Source organism: Eubacterium sp. (assembly GCF_057858645.1).
This window is the reverse complement of sequence record NZ_DBLZZO010000010.1, coordinates 1-22,403: the sequence shown is the minus strand read 5'-3', so window position 1 is coordinate 22,403 and position 22,403 is coordinate 1. Positions and strand designations below refer to the sequence as shown.

Sequence of the window (22,403 nt, the reverse complement as noted above, 5' to 3'; positions counted from 1 at the left end):
ATGTCAGTTTACAAAGATGAAAAAAGAAACAGTTGGTATGTAAAGTTTCGTTATGTTGATTATTACGGAGTAAAGAAACAGACAACTAAACGTGGATTTGCAACAAAGAGAGAAGCAAGTGAATGGGAAACTGCTGAAAAGATGAAAAGAAATTTTAATCTTGATATGACATTTTTAAATTTTTATGAAATCTACGAGGCCGATGTAAGGCATAGGGTTAAGGAGACAACCTGGGAAAACAAGGAAACAATGGTAAAAACAAAAATCATACCATTCTTTGGAGAAAGAAAAATGATAGATATATCTGCAAAGGATGTAAGACATTGGCAGAAAGAAATGATTGAGTATAGGGATGAAAAAGGAAAGTCATATTCCCAGTCATATCTTGCAACATTACACGCACAGTTAAGCGCAATATTCAACCATGCTGTAAAATTTTATGATTTGAAAAACAATCCTGCAAAGATTGCCGGCAGTATGGGAAGTAAAAGAGGAGGCAACATAATGTTTTGGACACAGGAACAATATAAAGCATTTATTGAATGTGTGATGGACAAGCCATTATCATTTTATGGATTTGAAATGCTTTATTGGTGTGGATTAAGAATTGGAGAATTATTAGCACTAACTCCGGAAGATTTTGACTTTGAAAAGAAGACGGTTTCCATTACTAAAAATTATCAGGTGGTAAGAGGTGAAAAGCTAATATTAACTCCTAAAACTGCAAAAAGTGTAAGAACAATATATATGCCGGAGTTTTTAAATGAAGAAATGGAAGACCTGATTAATAGTATGTATGAGCCTGATGGAAAAGAAAGAATATTTCCATTATCAAAAAGATATTTTCAACATGAAATGGAAAGAGGCAGTGAAATGTCAGGAGTACCAAAAATCAGATTGCATGATTTAAGACACAGTCATGTTTCACTTCTTATAAATATGGGATTTTCAGCACTGGAGATTGCAGAACGAATGGGGCATGAAAGTGTAAGAATTACATATCACTATGCGCATTTGTTCCCATCAAAGCAGTTGGAGATGATTAATAAACTAGATGAAATTAAAGGAGAATTAGGAGATGTCTGATAGAAAATTGGATAGCAAAGGAAGATGGCGCAGCAGAGTAGTTGCATTTAGAGTTTCTGATGAAGAAGCAGAGTTATTAAACAGACTTGTAGACATATCAGGACTTACAAAGCAGGATTATTTAATAAAGAGAACAACAGACCATAAAGTAGTTGTAAAGGGTTCCATTCGCGTGTTTGGAGCCCTTAAGGCGCAACTTACATATGTATATGAAGAATTAAAAAGGCTGGATAAAGTTACACCTAAAAATGATGAATTAATGGAATTGATTAAAGTAATTTCAATGATTCTTTTAAAGATAGAAGAAAATGAGAATCTAAAAGAGCAGCAGAGGGTGGAGAACTTTGAAAAGAAAATGGCAGAACAAAAAAGGCTTAAAAACAGCAGTATGGGAAACAGAAAGTTAAAAAGTTTTAGAGACGAAGGAGAGAAAACAAATGAGTAAAATAATAGCAATAGCAAATCAAAAGGGTGGAGTAGGAAAGACTACAACAACATTAAATTTGGGAGTGGGTTTGGCAAGAGAAGGGAAGAAGGTCCTTTTAATAGATGCGGATCCTCAGGGAAGTTTGACAATTAGTGTGGGAATAAATGAACCGGATCAGTTAGATTATACCCTTGCAAATGTGCTTATGGATATAGTAAACGAAGAAGAATTGCCAGAAAATAGAGGAATAGTTAAACACGAAGAAGGAATAGACATATTGCCATCAAATATTGAATTATCAGGAATAGAAGTTTCTTTGGTAAATGTTATGAGTAGAGAACTGTTAATGAGAGAGTTTATAGAAAAGGTAGAAGATGATTACGATTATATTTTAATTGACTGTATGCCTAGTCTTGGAATCATTACAATCAATGCCCTTGCGTGTGCAGATACAGTATTAATACCGGTGCAGGTTTCATATTTACCGGTAAAAGGCTTGCAGCAGTTAATAAAGACAATCGCAAGAGTAAAAAGACAGATTAATCCTAAATTGGAGATTGAAGGAATTTTACTTACAATGGTGGACAATAGGACAAATTACGCAAAGGATATTTCAACAGCAATCTATGAAACATATGCATCAGATATTCCAATGTTTAATAGTAAAGTGCCAATGTCTGTAAGAGCAGCGGAAACATCAATTAAAGGTACAAGTATATTTAAACATGATCCTAAAGGAAAGGTAGCACAAAGCTATATGAAAGTTACAGAGGAGGTTTTAGAACATGGCAACAAGAGAGAAAATTAAATTAACAAGTTACAATGAATTACTTGGTGTAAACAACGATATGATTAGTGAAATAGATATAAACAAATTACATCAATTTAAAAATCACCCATTCAGTGTGGTTGATAACGAAAAAATGTTAGAGCTGGCTAAATCAATAGAGAACAATGGAATATTATCACCTTTATTGGTAAGACCTTTGGGCAATGGTGAATATGAAATAATTTCAGGGCACAGAAGAAAGAGAGCCTGTGAAATTACAGGAAAGGAAAAAGTTTCGGCAATTATAAAAGATATAAGTCATGAAGAGGCAATACCACTTATGGTTGATGCAAACTTTCAAAGAGAAGATACATTACCAAGTGAAAAAGCAAAAGCTTATAAAATGAAAATGGAAGCCTTAGCACATCAGGGAAAAAGTTCAGATGAAATGTCATCGGCAAAACAGATAGGACAGTTGGCAGGAATTTCAGACAGACAGGTTCAAAGATATATAAGACTTACGGAACTAATACCAGAGTTAAGCAAATTGGTGGATGATAAACAAATAACATTTGTACTAGGTGTAGAGATTTCATTTTTGAAAACAGAATATCAACAATTAATTTATGAAAACATTTGTAAAGGTAAAAAGGTAAGTAAAGACAATGTACGGATAATTAGAGAAAATCAGGAAAATTTGTCATTCGAAGAGGTAAGTCAAATACTCTTTGCTGACAAGGCAAAGGTACAAAAAAAGATATGCAATGTGACGCTTAAAGAAAACAAGTTGTCTGAATTTTTTGATTCGACTTACACGAAAAAAGAAATGGAGAAAGTAATCTATTCATTGCTAAAGGAATGGAAGAAAGGAAAGGATTAGTGTATGGCATTTGAATATTATTATGGAAAACAAGCCGACCAATATAGTTTCATAAAAGTACCTAAATTGTTAGTACATGATAAGGCTTTCATTGGATTATCAGTGGACGCTAAGATGCTATATGGTTTGCTTTTAGACAGAATGAGTTTATCTATGAAAAATGGATGGCTGGATGAAGAAAATAGGGTTTATATTATTTATCAGATAAAAGATATTATGAGCGATATGAATATGGCAAGAGCAACAGCTGTGAAATATCTGCAGGAGCTGGTAGATTTTGGATTAGTTGAAAAAAAGAAAAGAGGTTTGGGGCTTCCAAACATATTATATGTTAAAAGTTTTCTTGTGGAAAAAGAAAGCACAGAACAAGAAAAAACTTTGGGTGGAAGGTATACAAATACACCAGAAACACCGAAGAATACACAGAAGTTCAACAATTATACTTCAAGAAGTTCAAAAATTGAAACTCAGGAAGTTCAGAAATTGAACTACAAGGAGTTCAATAATTATACTTCCGGCAGTTCAGAAAATGAAATTCAAGAGGTTCAAGAATTAGACCCTAATAATACTAATATAAATAATACTAAAAATATTAATACTAATATCTTATCTTATCCGCTAACAGAAGGCGAAGAGCCAGATATGACAGGTGCAGATAATTGGACGCATAAAAAAGGGCTTAGTATAACTATGCCTAAAGCAGATAGGATGGGATGCGATAAGAAAAAATCTGAATATGAACTTTATATGGATTTAATCAAAGACAATATTGAATACGATGCATTAAAAGAACGTTATCCACTTGATGCAGAACTTATAGATGGAATAGTTGAAATGATGACAGAAGTTACAGTTAGCACGAATGATTATATTGTCATAGCGAGCAATTCGTTTCCGAAGGAAGTTGTAAAATCAAGATTTCTTAAACTTAATTTTTCACATTTAGAGTATGTTATGAGTTGCTTTAAATCAAATACAACTAAAGTGAAAAATATCAAAAAATATTTGCTGGCATCATTGTTTAATGCACCATCAACAATGAATGGGTATTATACAGCAGAAGTAAATCATGATATGCCACAGTATGCATCTAGGAGGTAAGGCTATGGATAGAGCAAAAAGTTTAGTGAAATACATAATAGCAATTATAATGTTTATATGCAGAGTGACAATTGCGGTACTGGGAAGTTTACTAAAGATATTTTTAGTATTGACTATAGCAGTATTTAAAATTGTGTTTTCTTTAATAAGAGTTGTAGAGTATAATTAAAGACAGTTATTTATAACTTGGGAGGTTTGCCAAATGATAAAAAAATTAAAAAGAACGCTTATAATTGTGGAAATATTTGTATTGATGATGGGAATTGGCACAAATATTCAGGTAAAGGCTGATACTTTGGGACAAGTAAAATCAATAAAAACAAAAACTAATTATAAGTATTATAAAGGCATAGTTAGTGCCAAGGATATGAGAAAAAAGAAAATTAAATACAAATATGGAATTAAAGCTTCATGGAAAAAGGTGAAGAATGCAAATGGATATGAGATATATGTTTACGGTGTTGCATCAAAGAAGTGGAGAAAAATTAAAGATACAAAAAAGACAAGTTATGTATTCACCAATTTATTAGAAAAGGACAAATTTAAATTTAAAGTACGGGCTTATAGGAAAATAAATGGAGAAAGAGTTTACGGTAACTGGTCAAAAAAGAAGACAATAAAAACAAATTCGGCACTTTATAAGATAAATAACAACTTTAAATTGCCGGGAAAATATTATGATAGATATGCAGCAGAACAGGCTTTTGTATTGCAGAATGAATATAGAAAAAGTGCTGGAAAACAAAGTATTGTTTGGTCAGATGTTTTATATGAAATATGTAAAGTAAGGGCAAAGGAACTTGTTAATGATTTCAGTCATAATAAATTTATAAGTACATCGACAGAGTTATTAGAAAAAAAGTATGGACTAAAAGATGGTGGAATACCATATGAGGGAGACGATGGTTATATACATTATCATATGTATGCAAATGCAGAAAATATTGCAATGGGGTATTACACATATAAGTCTGCTATGGAAGGATGGAAAAGTAGTCCGGGACATTATAGAAACCTCATAGACGAAGAACATAGAGCAGGTGCCATTGCTTGCTATAAACAAGGTGGAAAAACATATTGGGTAGCAATATTTGGTGGAGTGGATTTAGATAAGGAAATAAAAAAGTAATTAAAAATAACTTTGCGACATAATGTCGTGAAGTTATTTTTTGCTTTTACACTCCTGCTGAAATATAAATTTAATTTTAACAGCATGACTTTTAGGTAAAGTAGATAATCAATGTTAAAATATAATTGTCAGTAACCGGGAATGACAAAAAACAAATTAATAGATTAACGCCAAGATGAACTCATTATATGTGAGTTTTAGTCTTGGCGTTTTTTATTTTATCAGGAGGAAAGTAAATGTTAGGTAAATTAAAAAGAATTACAGCAACAATATTAGCAATTGCAACGGTAGTAACATCAATTCCTATAATTAATGTTGCAGCAGCAGGCAATGGAGAGAAGAAGCAGGCAGGTATAGTAACTCTTGGGAAACTTGGAACAGTAAATATCGGATCAAAAAGTGAAAGTGGAACATGGGTAAAAACATTAGTGGATGGAAATGATGTGTTTTGCTTAGATTTAGGAAAGGCATGTCATACCGGATACACCTACATTGCATCCAACAGTACAATATCAAGTGATAGTTCTAATAAGAAAAATGCTTTGGAGGCTAAAATAGGATATTGGTATGATCAAACAAAAACGCGTTCAAACAAGGCATGGGTGTATGCACAGTGTCTTATATGGGCTGTTGAAGAAGGCATTACAAGTGAAACCGGATTAAAGGATATCATTAAACAAGTTAAAAACAATACAGGATATTATGCAAATGATAGCCTTTATGCTGATATTTTTGAAGGGACAAGCGTAGTTAAGTGTACAATTACAAAATGGAAATATAGTGGAAAAACTGATAGTGATGAAGTTCAGGAACTAATGGAAATTGTAGGAAATACAAAAGAATACAAGTATACACCTATTAGTAAAAAAGATTACTACCGTCAGAGAATTACATTACAAAAGTGTGATGAAGATGGAAAAGAACTTCCACAGGTCACTTTTAGATTTACAGCAAAGAATATAAAACAGTTATATTCTTATCAGTACAATGGCTGGGGAGATTCTGTTAAGGAAGATGTAGATGATGATGCTAACAAATTTAGTCAGGAAGTAAAAACAGATTCCAAAGGAAAAATCGTATTTCGTTTTACATACGAACTAAATTCTAAGAGTTATTATTATGTGGCAGATGAAGAGTTAAAGGATATGTCATCAAGTGATAAAAAACAAATTAAGGACGAATTAGATGATAAGGGATATGATTATGCATCAGATTTGTCAAAAGCAGGAGCAGAAAAGTTAATAAAGAATGACATCAATGATCAGATGGATGATATCTCAAACAATTACGTAATAGAAGAAATCTCATCAGGCAATGACAACATCTTAAATTCATTTGTTGTTGATTCAGGTTCAAACAAGATTACAAGCCAGTCATCAAACAAGGTTACAGTAACACTTACAAAGGCTGATTCATGGAAGAAGAACAGTGATGGAAAGTGGCCCGAGACTGCAGAAGAGTCATACAGTAATTACAAGCTTGCATACAAGCCTGTTCTTAAGGACAAATACAAGAAAGTAAAAATGACTGTGTGGAAAAAGGATTCTGAAACAGGCAGTACACCACAGGGAGATGCAACATTGGAAGGCGCAGTGTATGGAGTATATTCAGATGTAGCATGCACAAAACTTGTAAAGTCATACAAGACCAATGCCAAGGGTACATTTGAAACAGACTATTACAGATGTGGTGTAAACATGTACTTAAAGGAAATTACACCGCCTGAAGGCTACCTTAAAAATGACAAGGTATACACAATCACAAAGGATGGTCAGCAGTTTACCAACGAATACAATTCGGCAGAAACACAGGTTGATGACGACGTGGTAAAAGGTGACGTATCAATTATTAAGGGAATGGGAAATGGTCTTGCAGGTATTGTTGCACCTGAAAACAAGGCACAGTTTCAGATTTACCTTGCAAGTGCAGGTTCATATGACAAGGCAAAGGCAACAGAAAGAGACATTCTTACAACAGATTTAACAGGTTATGCAAAGTCAAAGAAGATGCCATATGGAACATATGTGGTTCATCAGACTGTTGGAGCTACAAACACTGAAAAGTGTCTTGACTTTTACGTGAATGTGAAGGAAAACGGAAAGACATACAAGTATCTTTTAAACAATCCTGAATTCAATGCATATCTAAAGATTGTAAAGAAGGATTCAAAGACACATCAGACAGTTTTAAAGGCAGGAACAACATACCAGATTTATAAGGTAAATGAGGATGGCAGTGAAACTCTTGTTACACAGACATACAGCAATGGAAATGCAATTGAGGTTGTGGACAGATTTGTAACAGATGAAACAGGAGAAATCATTACTTACGAAAAATTAAAAGCCGGTACATACAAGGTTTATGAAATTGAAGGCCCGGAAGGATACAAGGTAAACAAACAGCCGGTGATGGTTGAGATTAACAGTAACTCATACAAGACAATGGTGGACAAGCTTGGTAAGGAATATCTGTATGCAGAGTGTGAATATTATAATGATGTGACTTACGGAAAATTTACAATAAATAAAATTGGTCCTGAATTATGCAAGAAGGACGATGAAGGTGATTCAGAAGAAAGTAAGGCAGATAAAGATGGAGAAATCAATAATTTAGTTAACACAGAAAAGAATGGTGCAAAGGGAAGTAATGCAGAGAATGGTGAAAATGAAACAACATCAGACTTATTTAATCCATTTAACTACAAGGACACATTGCTAAATGGTGTTGTATTTGAACTTACTGCAAGAGAAGACATCATGTCACAGGATAATCAGGGAACGGTATTGTTTAAGAAGGATTCAGTTGTTGCAAAAATTACAACAGGTGAAAAGGCAGAGTTTACAAATGATTGCAATGGTATCTGTAATTTTGTGTTAAACGATGACGGAACAATGACACTTAATGTTCCACTTGGAGAATACACTTTAAAGGAAGTAAAGACAAAGTATGGTTATGTTCTTCCAGAACAGTCATCCTGGGAGTTAAGTTTTAAATGGAATAACAAGGATGATGAGTATGTGTTTGACATTTCTGAAAACTCAAAAGATGGAAATATTGATATACACAATGACATGGTAAAGACAGACATTACACTTGAAAAGCAGGATTCAAAAACAAATGAACCTGTTGGAAATGCAAAATTTGGATTTTTTTCAAGGGATAATATTTACGACAAGAATGGAAATGTGATTGTTGCTGCAGGTGAAAAGATTGCAACAGTAACAACTGACAAGGAAGGAAAGGCGAAAATCCCATTTGATGTGCCTGTAATGGATGAAGGTTATGGAAAGACGGAAGGCAACTTAAATTCAGGAGATTATTATTTCCTTGAAGAAAGTGTTAGCGACAGTTATTACATTAACAGGGAAAAACATCAGGTACATCTTGAATACAAGGATCAGGAAACTGCAGTTGTATCAGCAAAGGCAGTGGTTAAGGAAGAACAGACTGAAACTGTAATCAGCAAAAGGATGATTGCATCATCAGTTGAGATTAAGGACTGCCATTTGAAAATCAGTGATGAAAACGGTAATGAAATCGTAAGCTGGATTACAGGTGACATTTCATCAGTTAAGTTAAATGAAAAGATTGGTGAGATGGGATATGATAACGTTCGTGTAGAAAACGGTGACGGTTATGCAGTTAAGATATACGGATTGCTTCATGACAGGGAATACACATTAACAGAAACAAAGCCGGCAGACGGTTTTGCAACTGCAAATGACATTACATTTAAACTTGTGGAAAGTGATGATGAAAATGCAAAGACAAAAGTACTTGTTAAGAATGGAGACAGTTTCACGGAGAATGTTGACAATCAGGTGATAATGTATGATGACACAACAAAGATTGAATTTTCAAAGACAGACATTACCAACGGAAAGGAACTTCCGGGATGCCACATGCAGGTAACTGAAAAGGATACAGGAAAGGTAATGGATGAATGGGTTTCATCAAGACAAAGTCATGTGATTGAAGGAAAGTATGCCGTGGGAAAAACTTATATTTTAACAGAAACAAAACCAAGATACGGATACGCAACAGCAACAAGTATTGAGTTTGCAGTAGCAGACAATGGAGATATCCAGAAAGTAAATATGGTTGATGACACAATCAAGGTTGAATTCAACAAGATTGCATCAGACACAAAAAAACAGCTTGGTGGTGCAAAGTACAAGGTATACGACAGCAAGGGCAAGAAGGTATATGAGTTTACAACCGGAAAGAAAGCTGAATTCATAGAAGGAATGTTTAAGGCAGGAGAAACTTATAAATTCAAGGAAGTGGATGCACCAGAACATTACAAGGTTGCAAAGGATAAGAAAATAAAAATTAAGGATACGGGAAAGGTTCAGAAACTTACAGTTACAGATGAAAGAATCCCTGTGGTACCTGACACACCACAGACAGGCATTAATGGAAGGACTGCAGGAATGGCAATTTCATTTATTTCATTATTGCTTGCACTTGGATGTTTTGCATGCGTAAGAGCAAAGGACAAGTCAAAATACAATTTCAAAAAGGAGAAGGACGATGAAGAGGATAATTAAAATATCTCTGATACTTCTTTTAGTGGGGATGGCTGTGATTGCAGCTGTCCCTTTTTTAAAGGAAAAAAGAGCAAAGAGAAAGTATGAGAATGATTTTAAGAAGATATGGGAGAGCGTGACAGAAAAGAAGTTTGATGTAAATGATCTTGTAAAGAAAAACAAGGACTGCATAGGATATGTGGAAATACCGGGAACAACCATAAATTACCCTGTTATGCAGACAAAGGATAATCCAGATTTTTATTTAAATCATGATTTTAACAGGAATTACAGTTTTTATGGAACACCTTATTTAAGTGCATACTGTGATGTGAAAAAATCAGACAGCCTGATTATTTACGGACATAACATAAACGGAGGAAAAATGTTTGGAGCATTGGAACAGTATAAGAATAAAGAGTTTTTTTACAAGCACAAGAAGATATATTTTACAACGGATAAAAAGAGGGAGTATGAAGTGTTTGCAGTGATGAGTGTTAACATACATGAGTTTGAATACTGGAAATTTGTAATGGCAAGGAATAAGGAAGAGCATGATGAGTTTGTTGACAAGGTGGAGAAGCAAAGTTTGTGGAGACAGGGGAATAAACCTAAGTATGGGGAGCAGATGCTGATGTTGTCTACTTGTGATAATGGGAAAGGGGATGATTGGAGAATTGTGGTTATAGGAAAAAGAAATATGGCATTATGGTAATAGGGATGTTTAGTAATAATAGAATTTATATTATAATAAAAGTACGCTCGTCTGCGTACAATGATAATAAAAAAATATGCTATAATTATTTTGGAGGTACGAATTATTGAAAGAATTTGCAAACAACTTAAAGAAACTTAGAAAAGAAAGAAATATGAGCCAAGTCCAGTTAGCTAATATATTTGGCATTTCAGTTAAAACAATACAGAATTATGAACAAGATAGAAATGGTATGGCCCCTACACTTCCCAATCTTATGATGTTGGCAGATATTTTCAGTGTTACGCCTAGCTATTTATATTATGGAGGAGATAAAGAGATGTATATGGATGATTTATTATTTGAACTTGCACAGTTGTCTACTGAATCAATAAAAGAGATTCATGACAGTGAAGCAAGCGGGGGTAGTTTACCAAAACTATCTATTTCTAACGCTATTATCAATAAAATTACATATAAATGGAATAAAGATGTAGTTTTACCTAAAAGAGGATTTTATAAATCTTATGTAGAGCAAACTATTATAAGATATGCACAAAACCGGAAGTTTTGGAAAGAAAAATTTGAATTAATTTAAGCCATATATTTAGAGCAACATTGGAAAAGCAAATATCCATTCAAGATGATATTTTTATTATATCATTTAATTACAAGAGGTAAGACATATGGATAGGAAAACAATAATAGCAGAAAGTCTTAACTATATCGAGAACAACATAAAGAATAAAATAACCATTGAGGAAATAGCTGGTAATATAGGTTATACGAAATTTTATTTTTCAAGACTATTTAAACAAGAAATGAAAGTTTCTGTTATGGAATATGTCAGGGAAAGGAAAATGATATATGCAACCAGAGAAATATTAAATGGAACCAAAATTCTCGATGTGGCAATTGAATATGGTTGGGAATCGCACGGTGGATTTATTAAAGCTTTCAAAAGTTATTATGGTTTTTCACCTTCACTCTTGTATGCAATGAAATTAGAAATAATGCATTTTGGAGGTGGAGATATGAACAATTGTAACTTTTATAAAATAATGGATGGACATTTATCAAAAGAAGAACTGTTCAAAGTATTGCACGAAAAAATAATAGAACATGGATATGATAATCAAAAACTAAATAATATTTATAATTTCTGTCAGAGTATATATGGAGGCAGAAAAAGATATTCGGGTGATGATTATGTAACGCATTTATTAAATGTATCTTTGTTGCTAGTGCAAATGGAAGCGGAAGAAAGTGTCATTTATGCAGGAATGTTTTGCGATGTTTTTAGAAAAACTAATGTAGCAATTGATGAGTTAAAGGAAAATTTGCCTCATAGTGTGGTGCAGATTTTAATAAGATTAAAGGACTACGATATTGAAAAAGTAGGTCTTGAAGATGAACAATGTGCTGTTATAAAGATTGCAGAACGACTTCATAACATGAGAACTATAGAGTATATGGAAGAACGAGAAAGACAAAAAAGAGCAAAAGAAACAATAGCAATATTTATGCCTATTGTAAAGAAATTGCAAGATGACAAATTAATAAGTGAGTTAAATGAGATTTCGATAAATTGTTTAAAATAGGAATTATATGCAAGTCGGTTTTGTGAATTCAAAACCGGCTTTTTCTTTCAATAGCTAAATGTATATGATAATATTATAAAAGAATAAGAGTTGTGAATCTAAAAATAAGCAGAATTGCATAGTATTTGCAATATCGAATACTATTTGGAGAAATAATATGTTAGGAAAGATTGTAAAAGTTACGGTTGATAGACCAATGGGGACATATCACCCAAAGCATAAAGATATTTATTATCCGATAAATTATGGATATATCGAAGGCATAATGGCATCTGATGGAGAAGAACAAGATGCTTATATATTGGGTGTAAATAAACCGGTTGAAGAATTTACAGGGGAAGTAATTGCGATAATTCATAGGTTAAATGATGTTGAAGATAAATGGGTTGTGGCACCAGAAGATGAACTATATTCTAAAGAACAGATAGAAGAACAGGTACAGTTTCAGGAGAAATATTTTGAGTATGAAATAGAATGTGCGGAAGAGTAATTCGTAAAGGAAATTTGTACAGATTACATCAAGAAATATATCTGTCTGATGCAAGAAAGATTGTCTCGGAAAAATGGAAAACGGTTATTAGACATCCTATGAAAAAAGATTTAGATAAATTACATATAGTCATTAAATTAGAGGAGAAAGAATATGCAGAATATGCAAGATTGTGGATTTACAAGAGAAAATAAATGGTTTAGATATCGTGCAGCAGCAATAATAATTGAAGAAGATTGTGTGCTATTTGCAGGAAATGAAATAGACGATTATTATTACTCAATCGGTGGTGGAGTTCATATGGGAGAAACATCTGAGCAGGCAGTAAAAAGAGAAGTGCTTGAGGAGACCGGTGTAGAATATGAAATCGACCGTCTTGCAGTTATTCACGAAAATTTCTTCAATGAAAATCAGGGAAGTTTAAAAGGAATGGATTGCCATGAAATATCAATGTACTATTTGATGAAGCCTAGAGGAATAAAACAGCTTAATAGTGATAGTTATAGCCAGGGAGTAAGAGAAACAATGCATTGGATACCAATAAAAGATTTGGATAAATATAAAGCGTTTCCAACTTTTTTGAAGGAATATCTTAGTAAGGAACATATAGGAATTGAACATATAATTACGGATGAAAGAAAATAATATATTTTCAAAAATAGTCAGAAATCAATAGGCATTAGTACAGAAAAAGATTTCTTACAGTTAGCTCATATGAGATGGGAACATAAAAAAGAAGATGATGCTATATATGGGGAGGATAATATCAAAGGAATAGAGAGTGATGAATTTATAAAAGAATATATAAATTTCTTAAAAACAGAGAGCGTATATAAAATATTTGTAATGGAAAAGAACAAACAAATAATTGCAACAATGTTTGTAACAATGATTAGAAAAGTTCCAAAACCCAATAAAAAAGAATCGTATATAGCATATTTGACAAATGTATACACTTTAAAAGAGTACAGAAATCAGCGAGTAGGAACAGAAATGTTATCTTACATAAAAAATTACCTGAAACAAAACAGATGTGAAAATATAATTGTGTGGCCAAGCGATAAAGCTATTGAATGGTATGTAAGAAATGAGTTTAAATCGGAAAATGAAATTTTAGAATGTGAATTATAGTATGGTTGTATAAGTCAGGGAGAAAGAAAATGAACATATTAGTAATAGGTGGAACAAGGTATTTTGGAATACATATGGTTAATAAACTTTTAGAGCAAGGTTATAATATAACAATAGCAACAAGGGGGAAAACACCTGATTCATACGGGGACAGAGTAAAGCGCATCATCATTGAAAGAACAAATGAAGAGAGTATGCGAAAGGTATTACAGGGAAAATATTTTGATGTGGTTATTGATAAGATTGCATATTGCTCGGATGATATCAGGTATGTTATGGATTATGTTGATTGTGATAAATACATATATATGTCTAGTACATCAGTTTATAATCCAAAACATATGAATACTGTAGAATCAGATTTTAATGGATACTCTAATGATTTTGTGTGGTGTAACAGATTTGAATTTCCATATGAGGAGATAAAGAGACAGGCAGAGTATGCATTATGGCAAAAATATTCAGATAAAAAATGGATTGCTGTCAGATATCCGTTTGCAATAGGAAAAGATGATTATACGAAAAGACTTCTATTTTATGTAGAGCATATGATGAAATCAGAGCCTATGTACATAGATAATATAGATTATCAAATGAGTTATATCCGTTCGGATGAAGCAGGAGAGTTTATCGCATATTTGGTAGATAAAGATATTGATGGTGCAATTAATGGAAGTTCTATAGGAACTATTTCACTTCGGGAGATAATTGATTATGTGGAAGAAAATACAGGAAAGCATGCGATTTTAAGTGATGATGGAGAAGCTGCACCCTATAATGGGGAACCTGAATATAGCATAAATACGGAAAAAGCAGAGAAGATAGGATATCATTTTTCTAATTTAAAAGAGTGGATATATCAATTATTGGATTATTACATTGAAAAGGTAAACATGGGAAATTAGTCTCGTAAAAACTTTTATATAAGGAGAAAATTTATATGATAGGTTTAATAGTAGCCCGTTCAAAAAATAATGTTATTGGAAAAAATGGAAAAATTCCGTGGAAAATAAAGGGAGAACAAAAACAATTCAAGGAACTTACAACAGGAAATGTTGTAATAATGGGACGAAATTCATACGATGAAATTGGTCGCCCGCTTCCAAATAGAGAAACGATAGTTATTTCGAATACTAAAAAATATATAGGTGAAAATCTTCATACAGCATCTAGTGTAAAAGAGGCTATAGAATTTGCAAAAGGAAAAGATGTATATATAGCCGGTGGTTATGGAGTATACAAAGAAGCCATACCACTAGTGGACGTAATGTACATTACTGAGATTAATATAAATGTAGAGCAAGGGGATGTCTTTTTCCCAGAATTTGATGACAATAATTTTAATATATCTATTGTAGAAACATCTGAAAATAATGAACAGTTTATAAGAAAAATTTATAGAAGAAAGAATAAGCAATAGTAACTTCCAGTTTTATTAACGATAATAAGGAATTAGACGGGTAAATTTTAAAATGTTAGAAGAGATGGAAAATATTAAATATGGAAATTTAGAAACTGCAATGGAATATTGTAAGAGAAATCGAACAGAGGAATGGATACAACAATTCCTTCGTTGTGATGGACATAATGTTGCGTTAGCAGATGGATTGTTAATAGAAGAACGATTCTATACAGGAATAGTTCAGTTTGATATTACTTTATTACATAATATTAAAGAAGGCGCTCCAGAGTATTTAAGTAAAAAAGATGATATGGATTATTTTTTTAGTATAGTTGATGAGATGGTCGAGTCTACAGCTTATTGGAATCCACCACCACTTATTATTGAGTTTAGAAGTGACAATGGTTTTTATGTATGCGATGGAAGACATCGATTGGAAATGTTTAGACAAAAGAATGTAAAAGTTATTCCGGCAATTGTGTGGACAACAGGAAAAGATGATTATGAGAAATTAAAGGAGATTATAAAATGTTAGAAATTTGTTCTAAGTGTGGAAATCATGAATGGGATAAGGAGGTTGATGGAAATACAATAAAATGTCCCAAATGTGGTTATAAATGGAAATTTGAAAAGCTACCCATATATTTTTTGACTGGTTGTAGTGGAGTTGGAAAAACAACCACAGCAATTGAATTACAAAAATTAACAGATGAATATGTTATTTTGGATGTAGATTGGCTGCGTAATGTTGCCTGGCCACAAAATGATGAAGAAGAAAATAATTTGATAGAGCAGATTTTTTATTTGACAAAGGATATTTCTCAAAGTAAAAAAGCAGTAGTATGGACAATGGCTGGTGGCTTAGATAGGCTTTCTCGCGCTTATGGAAAAAGATTTTTTTCGGAAATAAAAGTTTTAGCACTTACGGCAGAATCAGAAACTATTAGAAAGAGAATGACTGAAGGAAGAGGTATAGATGATGCCGGTTGGATTCAGAGTTCAGTAGATTATAATAATTATTTCAGAACCCATGATATTCTGGATGATACAAAGTATGACACGTTAGATTGTACTAATGGAACTCCTGCAGAAATTGCACGGAAAGTCCTTGAATGGTTAAGAAAGTAGTCGCTGAAGATGTAAATTTTATCGCTGAAAAGAAATCAATAAAATCCAAATTTCAGGGACGTAAAAGTCGGAATTTGTAGAAGGGTGCATGTTACAAACAATAATGATATTTCCAGAGCTTGACAATATTGATTAACCCACATATTACGGTTGGCAAGTTAGACGATGCACAATCACTTAATAAAGTTTTTGAATATATTAGAGAGTCATATTAGAAACGTAGATGACAACTTCTAGATAATATTATTTGTAACAGTATAGTAAATCTTATGAAGCATTATTTTATCATCCTAACTGTAATTTCCCACAAAATTTAACACTCCTACTTTTAGGTAATTACCCATCTCCATGATATTATATATCTATCAGAAGCCTAGGACTGATACATAACAATTTAATAAGCAAATTAAGAAACGCCAAGAATGAACTTAGTGAGTTAAGTTCATTCATTGGCGTTTTTCTTTTTGCAAAATTCATATTAGCAGGAGGAAGACAAAATGATGAATTACGAAGAATTCAAACAGAAAGTTCAGAATGAATTTAAAAATTATCTTGGAGAGGAATACAAGGACGCAGAAGTATTTATTAGAGAAGTAACAAAGGTTAATATGCAGGTAGATCAGATGTCATTGTTAAATCTTCCGGGAAATGATTTTGCATCACCTTCAATATCATTACAGAGCATTTTTGAGAATTATGAAAAAACAGGTGACTTTGAAGGTGTTATGGAAGCATTAAGCGAAACTTTTAAGGAGGCTATTGAAGGCTTTGAAAAGTCACCATTAAACAATGGATTAGATTTTAGCAATGTAGATAAAAATATTATTTTTACATTAGTAAACGCAGAGCAGAACAAAGAACTTCTTGAAAATGTTCCACATAGGAAATTTGAAGATTTGGCAATTATATATCGTTGGAATGTAGGAGTTGACAGCAATGGTTTATACACCAACATAGTGACTAATGAATTTGCTGAGAAAATTGGAAAAAGTGAAGAAGAATTATATGGTCTTGCAAAGGAAAACACTAATAGGATTTTCCCGTCAGAAGTTAGAAATATGGCTGAGGTTATAAGTGAAATTATTTTTGGAGAAGATGGTGAATTATTGCCGGAAGATGAAGAATTCAGAAATATGATGACAGAAACACCGGATGACAAATCAATGTACGTTATTACAAACAAGTCAAAATTGTTTGGTGCGGCAGCAATGCTTTATGAAGAAAATTTATATGAGTTATCACAGCAGCTTGATTCGGACCTTTATATATTGCCATCATCTACGCACGAGGTGATTGCTATTAGTGACAAGTTTGGAGATGCCAATGAGCTCGCAGATATGGTTTATGAAATCAATATGGATCAGGTAGACCTTAGTGACAGATTGTCAAATCAGGTTTACCACTATGATAAAGAAGCAAGAACATTAAGACTTGCAACAAACAAATTTGAAAGAACAATCTCTGATGATATTAAGGAAAAAACACCGGAAATTGAAGAGGGAAAGGCTAGGTAGAAAAATGGATAAAAAAATCGAGGTTAAAGAAATTGAAGATGTGATTGAAATAATTAAGAACACATTACAAGGCTTAAAGGAAGATGAGGAAGTATATATAAGCGTTGAGGTGATAAAACATGGAAAAAACAAAGTTGAATAAAGTATCTATTAGATTGATAAATGATGCACCACTTGTATCAGATGAACAACTTGATACGCCTAAAAAGGCAGCAAAAATTGTAGGTGATTTTATTAGAAATATGGATAGAGAAGTGCTTTGTGTTGTTAATTTTAACTCAAAATTGCAACCAATAAATTTTAATGTGGTAAGTGTTGGAACAGTCAATCAGTCATTGGCTGTTCCAAGGGATATATTAAAATCAGCAATACTTTCAAATGCAACAAACATAATGATTCTGCATAATCACCCAACAGGAATTTTAACTCCTTCAACAGAAGATATAAAAACAACTTCGAAACTGATTGATACTTGTGACATGATAGGAATTCCACTTTTGGACCACATTATTGTAGGTCCCAACAGAGATGAATTTTTCAGTATGAAAATGAAGGAAGTTGTTAAGTTTAACAAAAGTGTAAATTATGAGGTTAGTCTGGAATTCTTAAAATTTAAAGAACCTAATTTAAATCAGCTGACAGAGAAAAATAACAAATTAGCCAGATAGAGGTTTTAGGGTGCGGTCATCCTATGGATGACCCTGCGAAGCAGGAGCACGGACCGAGCCGATATGCGAGATGTAAAGGTTTTAGGATTTCTCCTAACAAGAATGCATTTGTAGCTACAAATGCGTATCTTGCAATATACATACCCACTACCTGTCTAGCTAATAATACAAAAAATGAAGAAGGTGATTGTATTGAAAAAGAACAACAAGGATATTACAAAGCGTGTACGTCTTACAGAAAATGAATGCAGAAAAATTATGAAGGAAGCTAAAAAGAAGAATATGAATTTTTCAGCTTATGTAAGATATGCTGCAAAGCTTGATAAGAATATGGATCCTGAATTTATAAAAGCAATTTATAAGTTGGCAAATGAAATCAACTATATAGGTCATAACATTAATCAGGTTGTAAAAAACAATAACAGTAAATTATATTCTGAAATTGACAAGGCAAGATTAATGGAATATATGAGAATTTTAAACGAAAAAGTAGAAAGTCTTTTAAAACAGAATGGCTATAAGCAAAATTCTTCATATTAATCCACATATGAATTCGGAAAGTTATCATTTAAAAACCGGATTAAATTACATTACAAAAAGTGAAAAGACTATGAATGGACTTTATGTGGGAGCTGTTAATTGTATGGTGGAAAATGCATATGAATGTATGCGAACTACCAAGGAGATATATGGCAAAACTGATAAGAGACAGGCATATCATCTTATCATTTCATTTGAAGAGGGAGAAACAAATCCTGAGACAGCATTTGAAATAATAAAAGAGTTTGTTAACAGGTATTTGGCAGATAATTATGAGGCTGTTTATTCAGTACATAATGATACCGACCACATTCATGGTCACATCATCTGGAACAGTGTGAGATTCACAGATGGTTACAAATACAGATACGAAAAGGGCGACTGGGAAAGACAGATTCAGCCGTTAGTGGATGAAATTTGTGAGAAATATGGACTTCACACACTGGAACAAAATAAAGCTAAAGATGATGAAAAGGAATGGGATGTTTCTAAAAATGGTCCGTTTGTTTGGAATGAGCAGATAAAAAAGGATGTTGATGAATGTATTATCGTGGCAGCAGACTTTGATATGTTCATACAGATGATGGAAGAAAAAGATTATACGATAAAGTATGGCAAGTATATTTCCGTAAAGCCAAAAGGAATGGAGAGGTTTAGAAGGCTTAAAACTGTGGGAGAAAACTATTCGGAGAAAATGATTAGGAAAAGAATATCACAGAAAAGTATAGCTGAATACAAACATATTGATATGCCAAAAGAACTAAGGATTAAAAGTTACAGAGGACATATTAGAAAGAAAAGACTCACAGGATTACAGAAACAGTATTTTGCCATACTGTATAAACTAAAAAAGATTAAGAAGCGTTCATATTCTAATAGCTATAAATATAAGGATGACATTAAGAAGTTGAATATATTGCAGAAACAATATCTATTTCTTTCAAATTATGACATAGAGACTATGGAGGATTTAGAAAAAGCACAGGAGTTAATAAAGGCTAAGATTCAGACAACCAATAAGGCAAAAAAGATTTTGATAGAGGAAAATAGTAAGCATGAAGAAATCTTCAAAGCAGTAAGAACGATTAAGAAAGAAAAGCAGGCAGCAGCATTTTATAAGCTGGGAGACAAAACGTTTGAAAAACAAAATAATCTTGTAGAAGAGGCAAGAAAAATTTTAAAATGCAAAGAACTTACTTACAAGGAAGCGGAAAAGTTAGAGGCATACTATCAATCGTTAATTGATGAATGCAATAGAACAATTAAGAAATTAAAAAAAGATATGAGAATATCTTACGGAATCTTAAAAGACATTAGATACAGAGAACAGAAAGAAACTTTACGACATGATGTCGCAAAGCAGGAAAAAATAACTTCACGACACGATGTCGCAAAGTAAAAGAAAATAACTTCCCGACATAATGTCGTAAAGTGTGAATGGAGGAAAAGATGGGACAGGAGTTTGAATGTGCATATAAGAATGCACAGAACGAGAGAAAGAAATCTGAAAGATTAAGGATTGAAAAAACGGAGGTACCCAAGAAAAAATTTGGATTATTAAAAAAGGTATTTTTATCAAAGAAATACAATGACAGTCTTGTAAGAAAATTGTCAGCAGGAGAACTTACTGTTGCACAATTAAAGCAAATTAATAGAGCAATCAAAAGTGGTCTTTCAGACAAGCAACTTAATTCTATTATAAATAGTAAAAAAGATGCTAGTATAATGTCTGTGATAATAGACATTGCTATAAATGTTAATAAGATGAATCAGAAAGAGGTGAAATGTTAATGGCAGATGAAATCATGGAAGCAATACAAATGTTAAGGTTTGGATATGATGGTATAAAGTTAGGATTAGATGTAACAGGTTTCTCAATAAGAGAGGCAAAAAATCTAACAATATTCATTGTTGGACTTTTAAATCATGAGAAAACACAAGGAAAAACAAGTCTTAAAAAGATGCTTAAAAATAGTGGTAATCTTCAGGTACTTCAAATAAAAGAAAAAGACGTAAAGGAATTTGAAAAACTGGCAGGGAAATATGGAATTTTGTATTCAAAAATGCCGGATATAAACAAAGGTGATGGCATGAAAGAATTTATCTTTCCGGTGGAGGCAACTCCAAGGATAAATGCATTGATAGAAAAACTAGGTAATGGCAAGCTTGAAGATATTGCAGAATATGTAAGAAATGGAGATGGAAACTGCAAGAATACAATGGACTATCTTAAGAAGAAAAAATTATTACCGGAAGCACCAGTATCTGTTACAGCAGAAAGAAAAAAAGAAATTGTAAATGCAGAAAAGAATATTAAGTATAACGAGAATATTAATGACCTTGAAAAAACAGATATTACAATTTCAAAGAATCTTGTTGAAAGTGAAAAAAGAGATTTATTCATAACAAGAGTACCGGGAACGTTTGGAGAAAATGTTAAATATCTTACTATAAAAAAGGAAGACATAATAACAATAAATGGAGGAAAGACATTTCTTACATTTTTAAACAAAAATCAGGAATATGAACTGCTTGATAAAAATAAGAAACCGGCAGGAAAAATGCGTGGTGAGGAATTAAGGGACAACTATTATGACAAAGTTGGAGAAGAGATAAGAAAGAGAGCGAATAAGCAAAGGGACAAAGAAAGACAGAAAAAAGAAAAAGTGAAGAAACATCAGGAAAGGGAAAGTAAGCCTATTGCAAAAAAGAAATAACAAGATGTTAGTTCCTTTTCTTATTGCAGGAGAACTTTTTGTCTTATTTATTTCATACATTATAAGTGGTGTATGGAAAGAAGGAATGGATGTAATAACTTTACTTAACAAGGTGAATGAAGCATTAGGTCATCCATTTAAAATTTATTGGACTGGACATAGTTTAAAGGCTATGATAGTCGGAACACTTATTTATGCAATGGCAGTACTTTTGTATATTACAAGCAGGAGAAATTTAATGCATGGTAAGGAGTATGGTACTGCAAGTTTCGCAAACATAGATCAGGTAAATAAGTCTATCAGTGATAAGTCTGATGAGAAAAATCGAATACTTAGCAAACACGTAAGGATGAGTACAGATACTAAAGTTACAAAGCTAAACAACAATATGCTTGTAATCGGTGGTTCAGGTGCAGGTAAAACATTTTATATTGTAAAGCCAAACATAATGCAAATGTTACCTAAGGGTTCGTTTATCGCAACAGATCCAAAGGGTGGTGCGAAACGTTCCATAGTGAAAAGCTATGGCACGATTGCAACTAATAATTGAATAAAAAAAATAGTAGTAAATCGGAGAACTAAACACACGATATGTCG

General features: G+C 32.6%; 27 protein-coding genes. All 27 read left to right on the top strand.

Annotated elements, in window-relative coordinates:
- Window positions 1-1,086, top strand: a complete 1,086-nt coding sequence (locus ACZM4J_RS04835; RefSeq protein ID WP_489485693.1) for a site-specific integrase — start codon at window positions 1-3, stop codon at window positions 1,084-1,086.
- Window positions 1,079-1,531 (top strand): plasmid mobilization protein, encoded by a 453-nt coding sequence (locus ACZM4J_RS04830; RefSeq protein WP_302668945.1) that lies wholly within the window; start codon window positions 1,079-1,081, stop codon window positions 1,529-1,531. Before ACZM4J_RS04835 ends, ACZM4J_RS04830 begins: the two co-directional genes overlap by 8 nt.
- Window positions 1,524-2,321 carry a ParA family protein gene (locus tag ACZM4J_RS04825; protein ID WP_489485692.1) on the top strand — a complete coding sequence of 266 codons (798 nt, stop codon included), beginning with the start codon at window positions 1,524-1,526 and terminating at the stop codon, window positions 2,319-2,321. The genes ACZM4J_RS04830 and ACZM4J_RS04825 overlap by 8 nt, the downstream gene beginning before the upstream one ends.
- Window positions 2,299-3,162, top strand: a complete 864-nt coding sequence (locus ACZM4J_RS04820; protein ID WP_489485691.1) for a ParB/RepB/Spo0J family partition protein — start codon at window positions 2,299-2,301, stop codon at window positions 3,160-3,162. Before ACZM4J_RS04825 ends, ACZM4J_RS04820 begins: the two co-directional genes overlap by 23 nt.
- A 3-nt stretch (window positions 3,163-3,165) precedes the next feature.
- A complete protein-coding gene (locus ACZM4J_RS04815) occupies window positions 3,166-4,263 on the top strand; it encodes a DUF6017 domain-containing protein (protein ID WP_178516034.1) in 1,098 nt (365 codons plus the stop codon).
- A gap of 4 nt (window positions 4,264-4,267) precedes the next feature.
- Window positions 4,268-4,432: a hypothetical protein gene (locus ACZM4J_RS04810; protein ID WP_178516037.1), complete on the top strand. Its 165-nt coding sequence runs from the start codon at window positions 4,268-4,270 to the stop codon at window positions 4,430-4,432.
- A gap of 33 nt (window positions 4,433-4,465) precedes the next feature.
- A complete protein-coding gene (locus ACZM4J_RS04805) occupies window positions 4,466-5,392 on the top strand; it encodes a CAP domain-containing protein (protein ID WP_489485688.1) in 927 nt (308 codons plus the stop codon).
- Window positions 5,393-5,628: 236 nt separating this feature from the next.
- Window positions 5,629-9,942, top strand: a complete 4,314-nt coding sequence (locus tag ACZM4J_RS04800; RefSeq protein WP_489485687.1) for a SpaA isopeptide-forming pilin-related protein — start codon at window positions 5,629-5,631, stop codon at window positions 9,940-9,942.
- On the top strand, window positions 9,926-10,636 hold the full coding sequence (locus ACZM4J_RS04795) for a class B sortase (RefSeq protein WP_489485686.1): 711 nt from the start codon (window positions 9,926-9,928) through the stop codon (window positions 10,634-10,636). The genes ACZM4J_RS04800 and ACZM4J_RS04795 overlap by 17 nt, the downstream gene beginning before the upstream one ends.
- Before the next feature lie 106 nt (window positions 10,637-10,742).
- Complete coding sequence (locus tag ACZM4J_RS04790) at window positions 10,743-11,213, top strand: helix-turn-helix domain-containing protein (protein ID WP_489485685.1); 471 nt, start codon at window positions 10,743-10,745, stop codon at window positions 11,211-11,213.
- Window positions 11,214-11,301: 88 nt separating this feature from the next.
- The gene (locus tag ACZM4J_RS04785) at window positions 11,302-12,216 is read left to right on the top strand and encodes an HD domain-containing protein (protein WP_296963559.1); all 915 of its coding nucleotides are present in this window, start codon (window positions 11,302-11,304) and stop codon (window positions 12,214-12,216) included.
- A 157-nt stretch (window positions 12,217-12,373) separates the two neighbouring features.
- Complete coding sequence (locus tag ACZM4J_RS04780) at window positions 12,374-12,706, top strand: inorganic pyrophosphatase (protein WP_301956127.1); 333 nt, start codon at window positions 12,374-12,376, stop codon at window positions 12,704-12,706.
- On the top strand, window positions 12,691-12,900 hold the full coding sequence (locus ACZM4J_RS04775) for a hypothetical protein (protein ID WP_412189952.1): 210 nt from the start codon (window positions 12,691-12,693) through the stop codon (window positions 12,898-12,900). Before ACZM4J_RS04780 ends, ACZM4J_RS04775 begins: the two co-directional genes overlap by 16 nt.
- The gene (locus ACZM4J_RS04770) at window positions 12,860-13,351 is read left to right on the top strand and encodes an NUDIX hydrolase (RefSeq protein ID WP_321192293.1); all 492 of its coding nucleotides are present in this window, start codon (window positions 12,860-12,862) and stop codon (window positions 13,349-13,351) included. The genes ACZM4J_RS04775 and ACZM4J_RS04770 overlap by 41 nt, the downstream gene beginning before the upstream one ends.
- A 69-nt stretch (window positions 13,352-13,420) precedes the next feature.
- Window positions 13,421-13,837 carry a GNAT family N-acetyltransferase gene (locus ACZM4J_RS04765; protein WP_428245123.1) on the top strand — a complete coding sequence of 139 codons (417 nt, stop codon included), beginning with the start codon at window positions 13,421-13,423 and terminating at the stop codon, window positions 13,835-13,837.
- A gap of 29 nt (window positions 13,838-13,866) precedes the next feature.
- Window positions 13,867-14,742: an NAD-dependent epimerase/dehydratase family protein gene (locus ACZM4J_RS04760; RefSeq protein WP_117814307.1), complete on the top strand. Its 876-nt coding sequence runs from the start codon at window positions 13,867-13,869 to the stop codon at window positions 14,740-14,742.
- Between the two features lie 35 nt (window positions 14,743-14,777).
- On the top strand, window positions 14,778-15,257 hold the full coding sequence (locus tag ACZM4J_RS04755) for a dihydrofolate reductase (RefSeq protein ID WP_117814305.1): 480 nt from the start codon (window positions 14,778-14,780) through the stop codon (window positions 15,255-15,257).
- A gap of 52 nt (window positions 15,258-15,309) precedes the next feature.
- A complete protein-coding gene (locus ACZM4J_RS04750; protein WP_301956126.1) occupies window positions 15,310-15,774 on the top strand; it encodes a hypothetical protein in 465 nt (154 codons plus the stop codon).
- Window positions 15,768-16,367, top strand: coding sequence for an AAA family ATPase (locus ACZM4J_RS04745; RefSeq protein ID WP_296963549.1), 600 nt, complete (start codon window positions 15,768-15,770; stop codon window positions 16,365-16,367). Before ACZM4J_RS04750 ends, ACZM4J_RS04745 begins: the two co-directional genes overlap by 7 nt.
- A gap of 497 nt (window positions 16,368-16,864) precedes the next feature.
- Window positions 16,865-17,881, top strand: coding sequence for a DUF5688 family protein (locus tag ACZM4J_RS04740; protein ID WP_489485684.1), 1,017 nt, complete (start codon window positions 16,865-16,867; stop codon window positions 17,879-17,881).
- Window positions 17,882-17,885: 4 nt separating this feature from the next.
- Window positions 17,886-18,023 (top strand): hypothetical protein, encoded by a 138-nt coding sequence (locus ACZM4J_RS04735; protein ID WP_158574472.1) that lies wholly within the window; start codon window positions 17,886-17,888, stop codon window positions 18,021-18,023.
- Window positions 18,001-18,549: a JAB domain-containing protein gene (locus ACZM4J_RS04730; protein ID WP_118024851.1), complete on the top strand. Its 549-nt coding sequence runs from the start codon at window positions 18,001-18,003 to the stop codon at window positions 18,547-18,549. Before ACZM4J_RS04735 ends, ACZM4J_RS04730 begins: the two co-directional genes overlap by 23 nt.
- A 192-nt stretch (window positions 18,550-18,741) precedes the next feature.
- Entirely contained in the window at window positions 18,742-19,089 is a 348-nt protein-coding gene (locus tag ACZM4J_RS04725) for a plasmid mobilization protein (protein ID WP_178516053.1), read from the top strand.
- Window positions 19,061-20,488: a relaxase/mobilization nuclease domain-containing protein gene (locus ACZM4J_RS04720; RefSeq protein ID WP_489485683.1), complete on the top strand. Its 1,428-nt coding sequence runs from the start codon at window positions 19,061-19,063 to the stop codon at window positions 20,486-20,488. Before ACZM4J_RS04725 ends, ACZM4J_RS04720 begins: the two co-directional genes overlap by 29 nt.
- A 50-nt stretch (window positions 20,489-20,538) precedes the next feature.
- Window positions 20,539-20,880 carry a hypothetical protein gene (locus ACZM4J_RS04715; RefSeq protein ID WP_489485682.1) on the top strand — a complete coding sequence of 114 codons (342 nt, stop codon included), beginning with the start codon at window positions 20,539-20,541 and terminating at the stop codon, window positions 20,878-20,880.
- The gene (locus ACZM4J_RS04710; protein ID WP_489485681.1) at window positions 20,880-21,806 is read left to right on the top strand and encodes a PcfB family protein; all 927 of its coding nucleotides are present in this window, start codon (window positions 20,880-20,882) and stop codon (window positions 21,804-21,806) included. The genes ACZM4J_RS04715 and ACZM4J_RS04710 overlap by 1 nt, the downstream gene beginning before the upstream one ends.
- A 4-nt stretch (window positions 21,807-21,810) precedes the next feature.
- Window positions 21,811-22,356 carry a type IV secretory system conjugative DNA transfer family protein gene (locus tag ACZM4J_RS04705; RefSeq protein ID WP_215715517.1) on the top strand — a complete coding sequence of 182 codons (546 nt, stop codon included), beginning with the start codon at window positions 21,811-21,813 and terminating at the stop codon, window positions 22,354-22,356.
- Window positions 22,357-22,403: the final 47 nt, after the last annotated feature.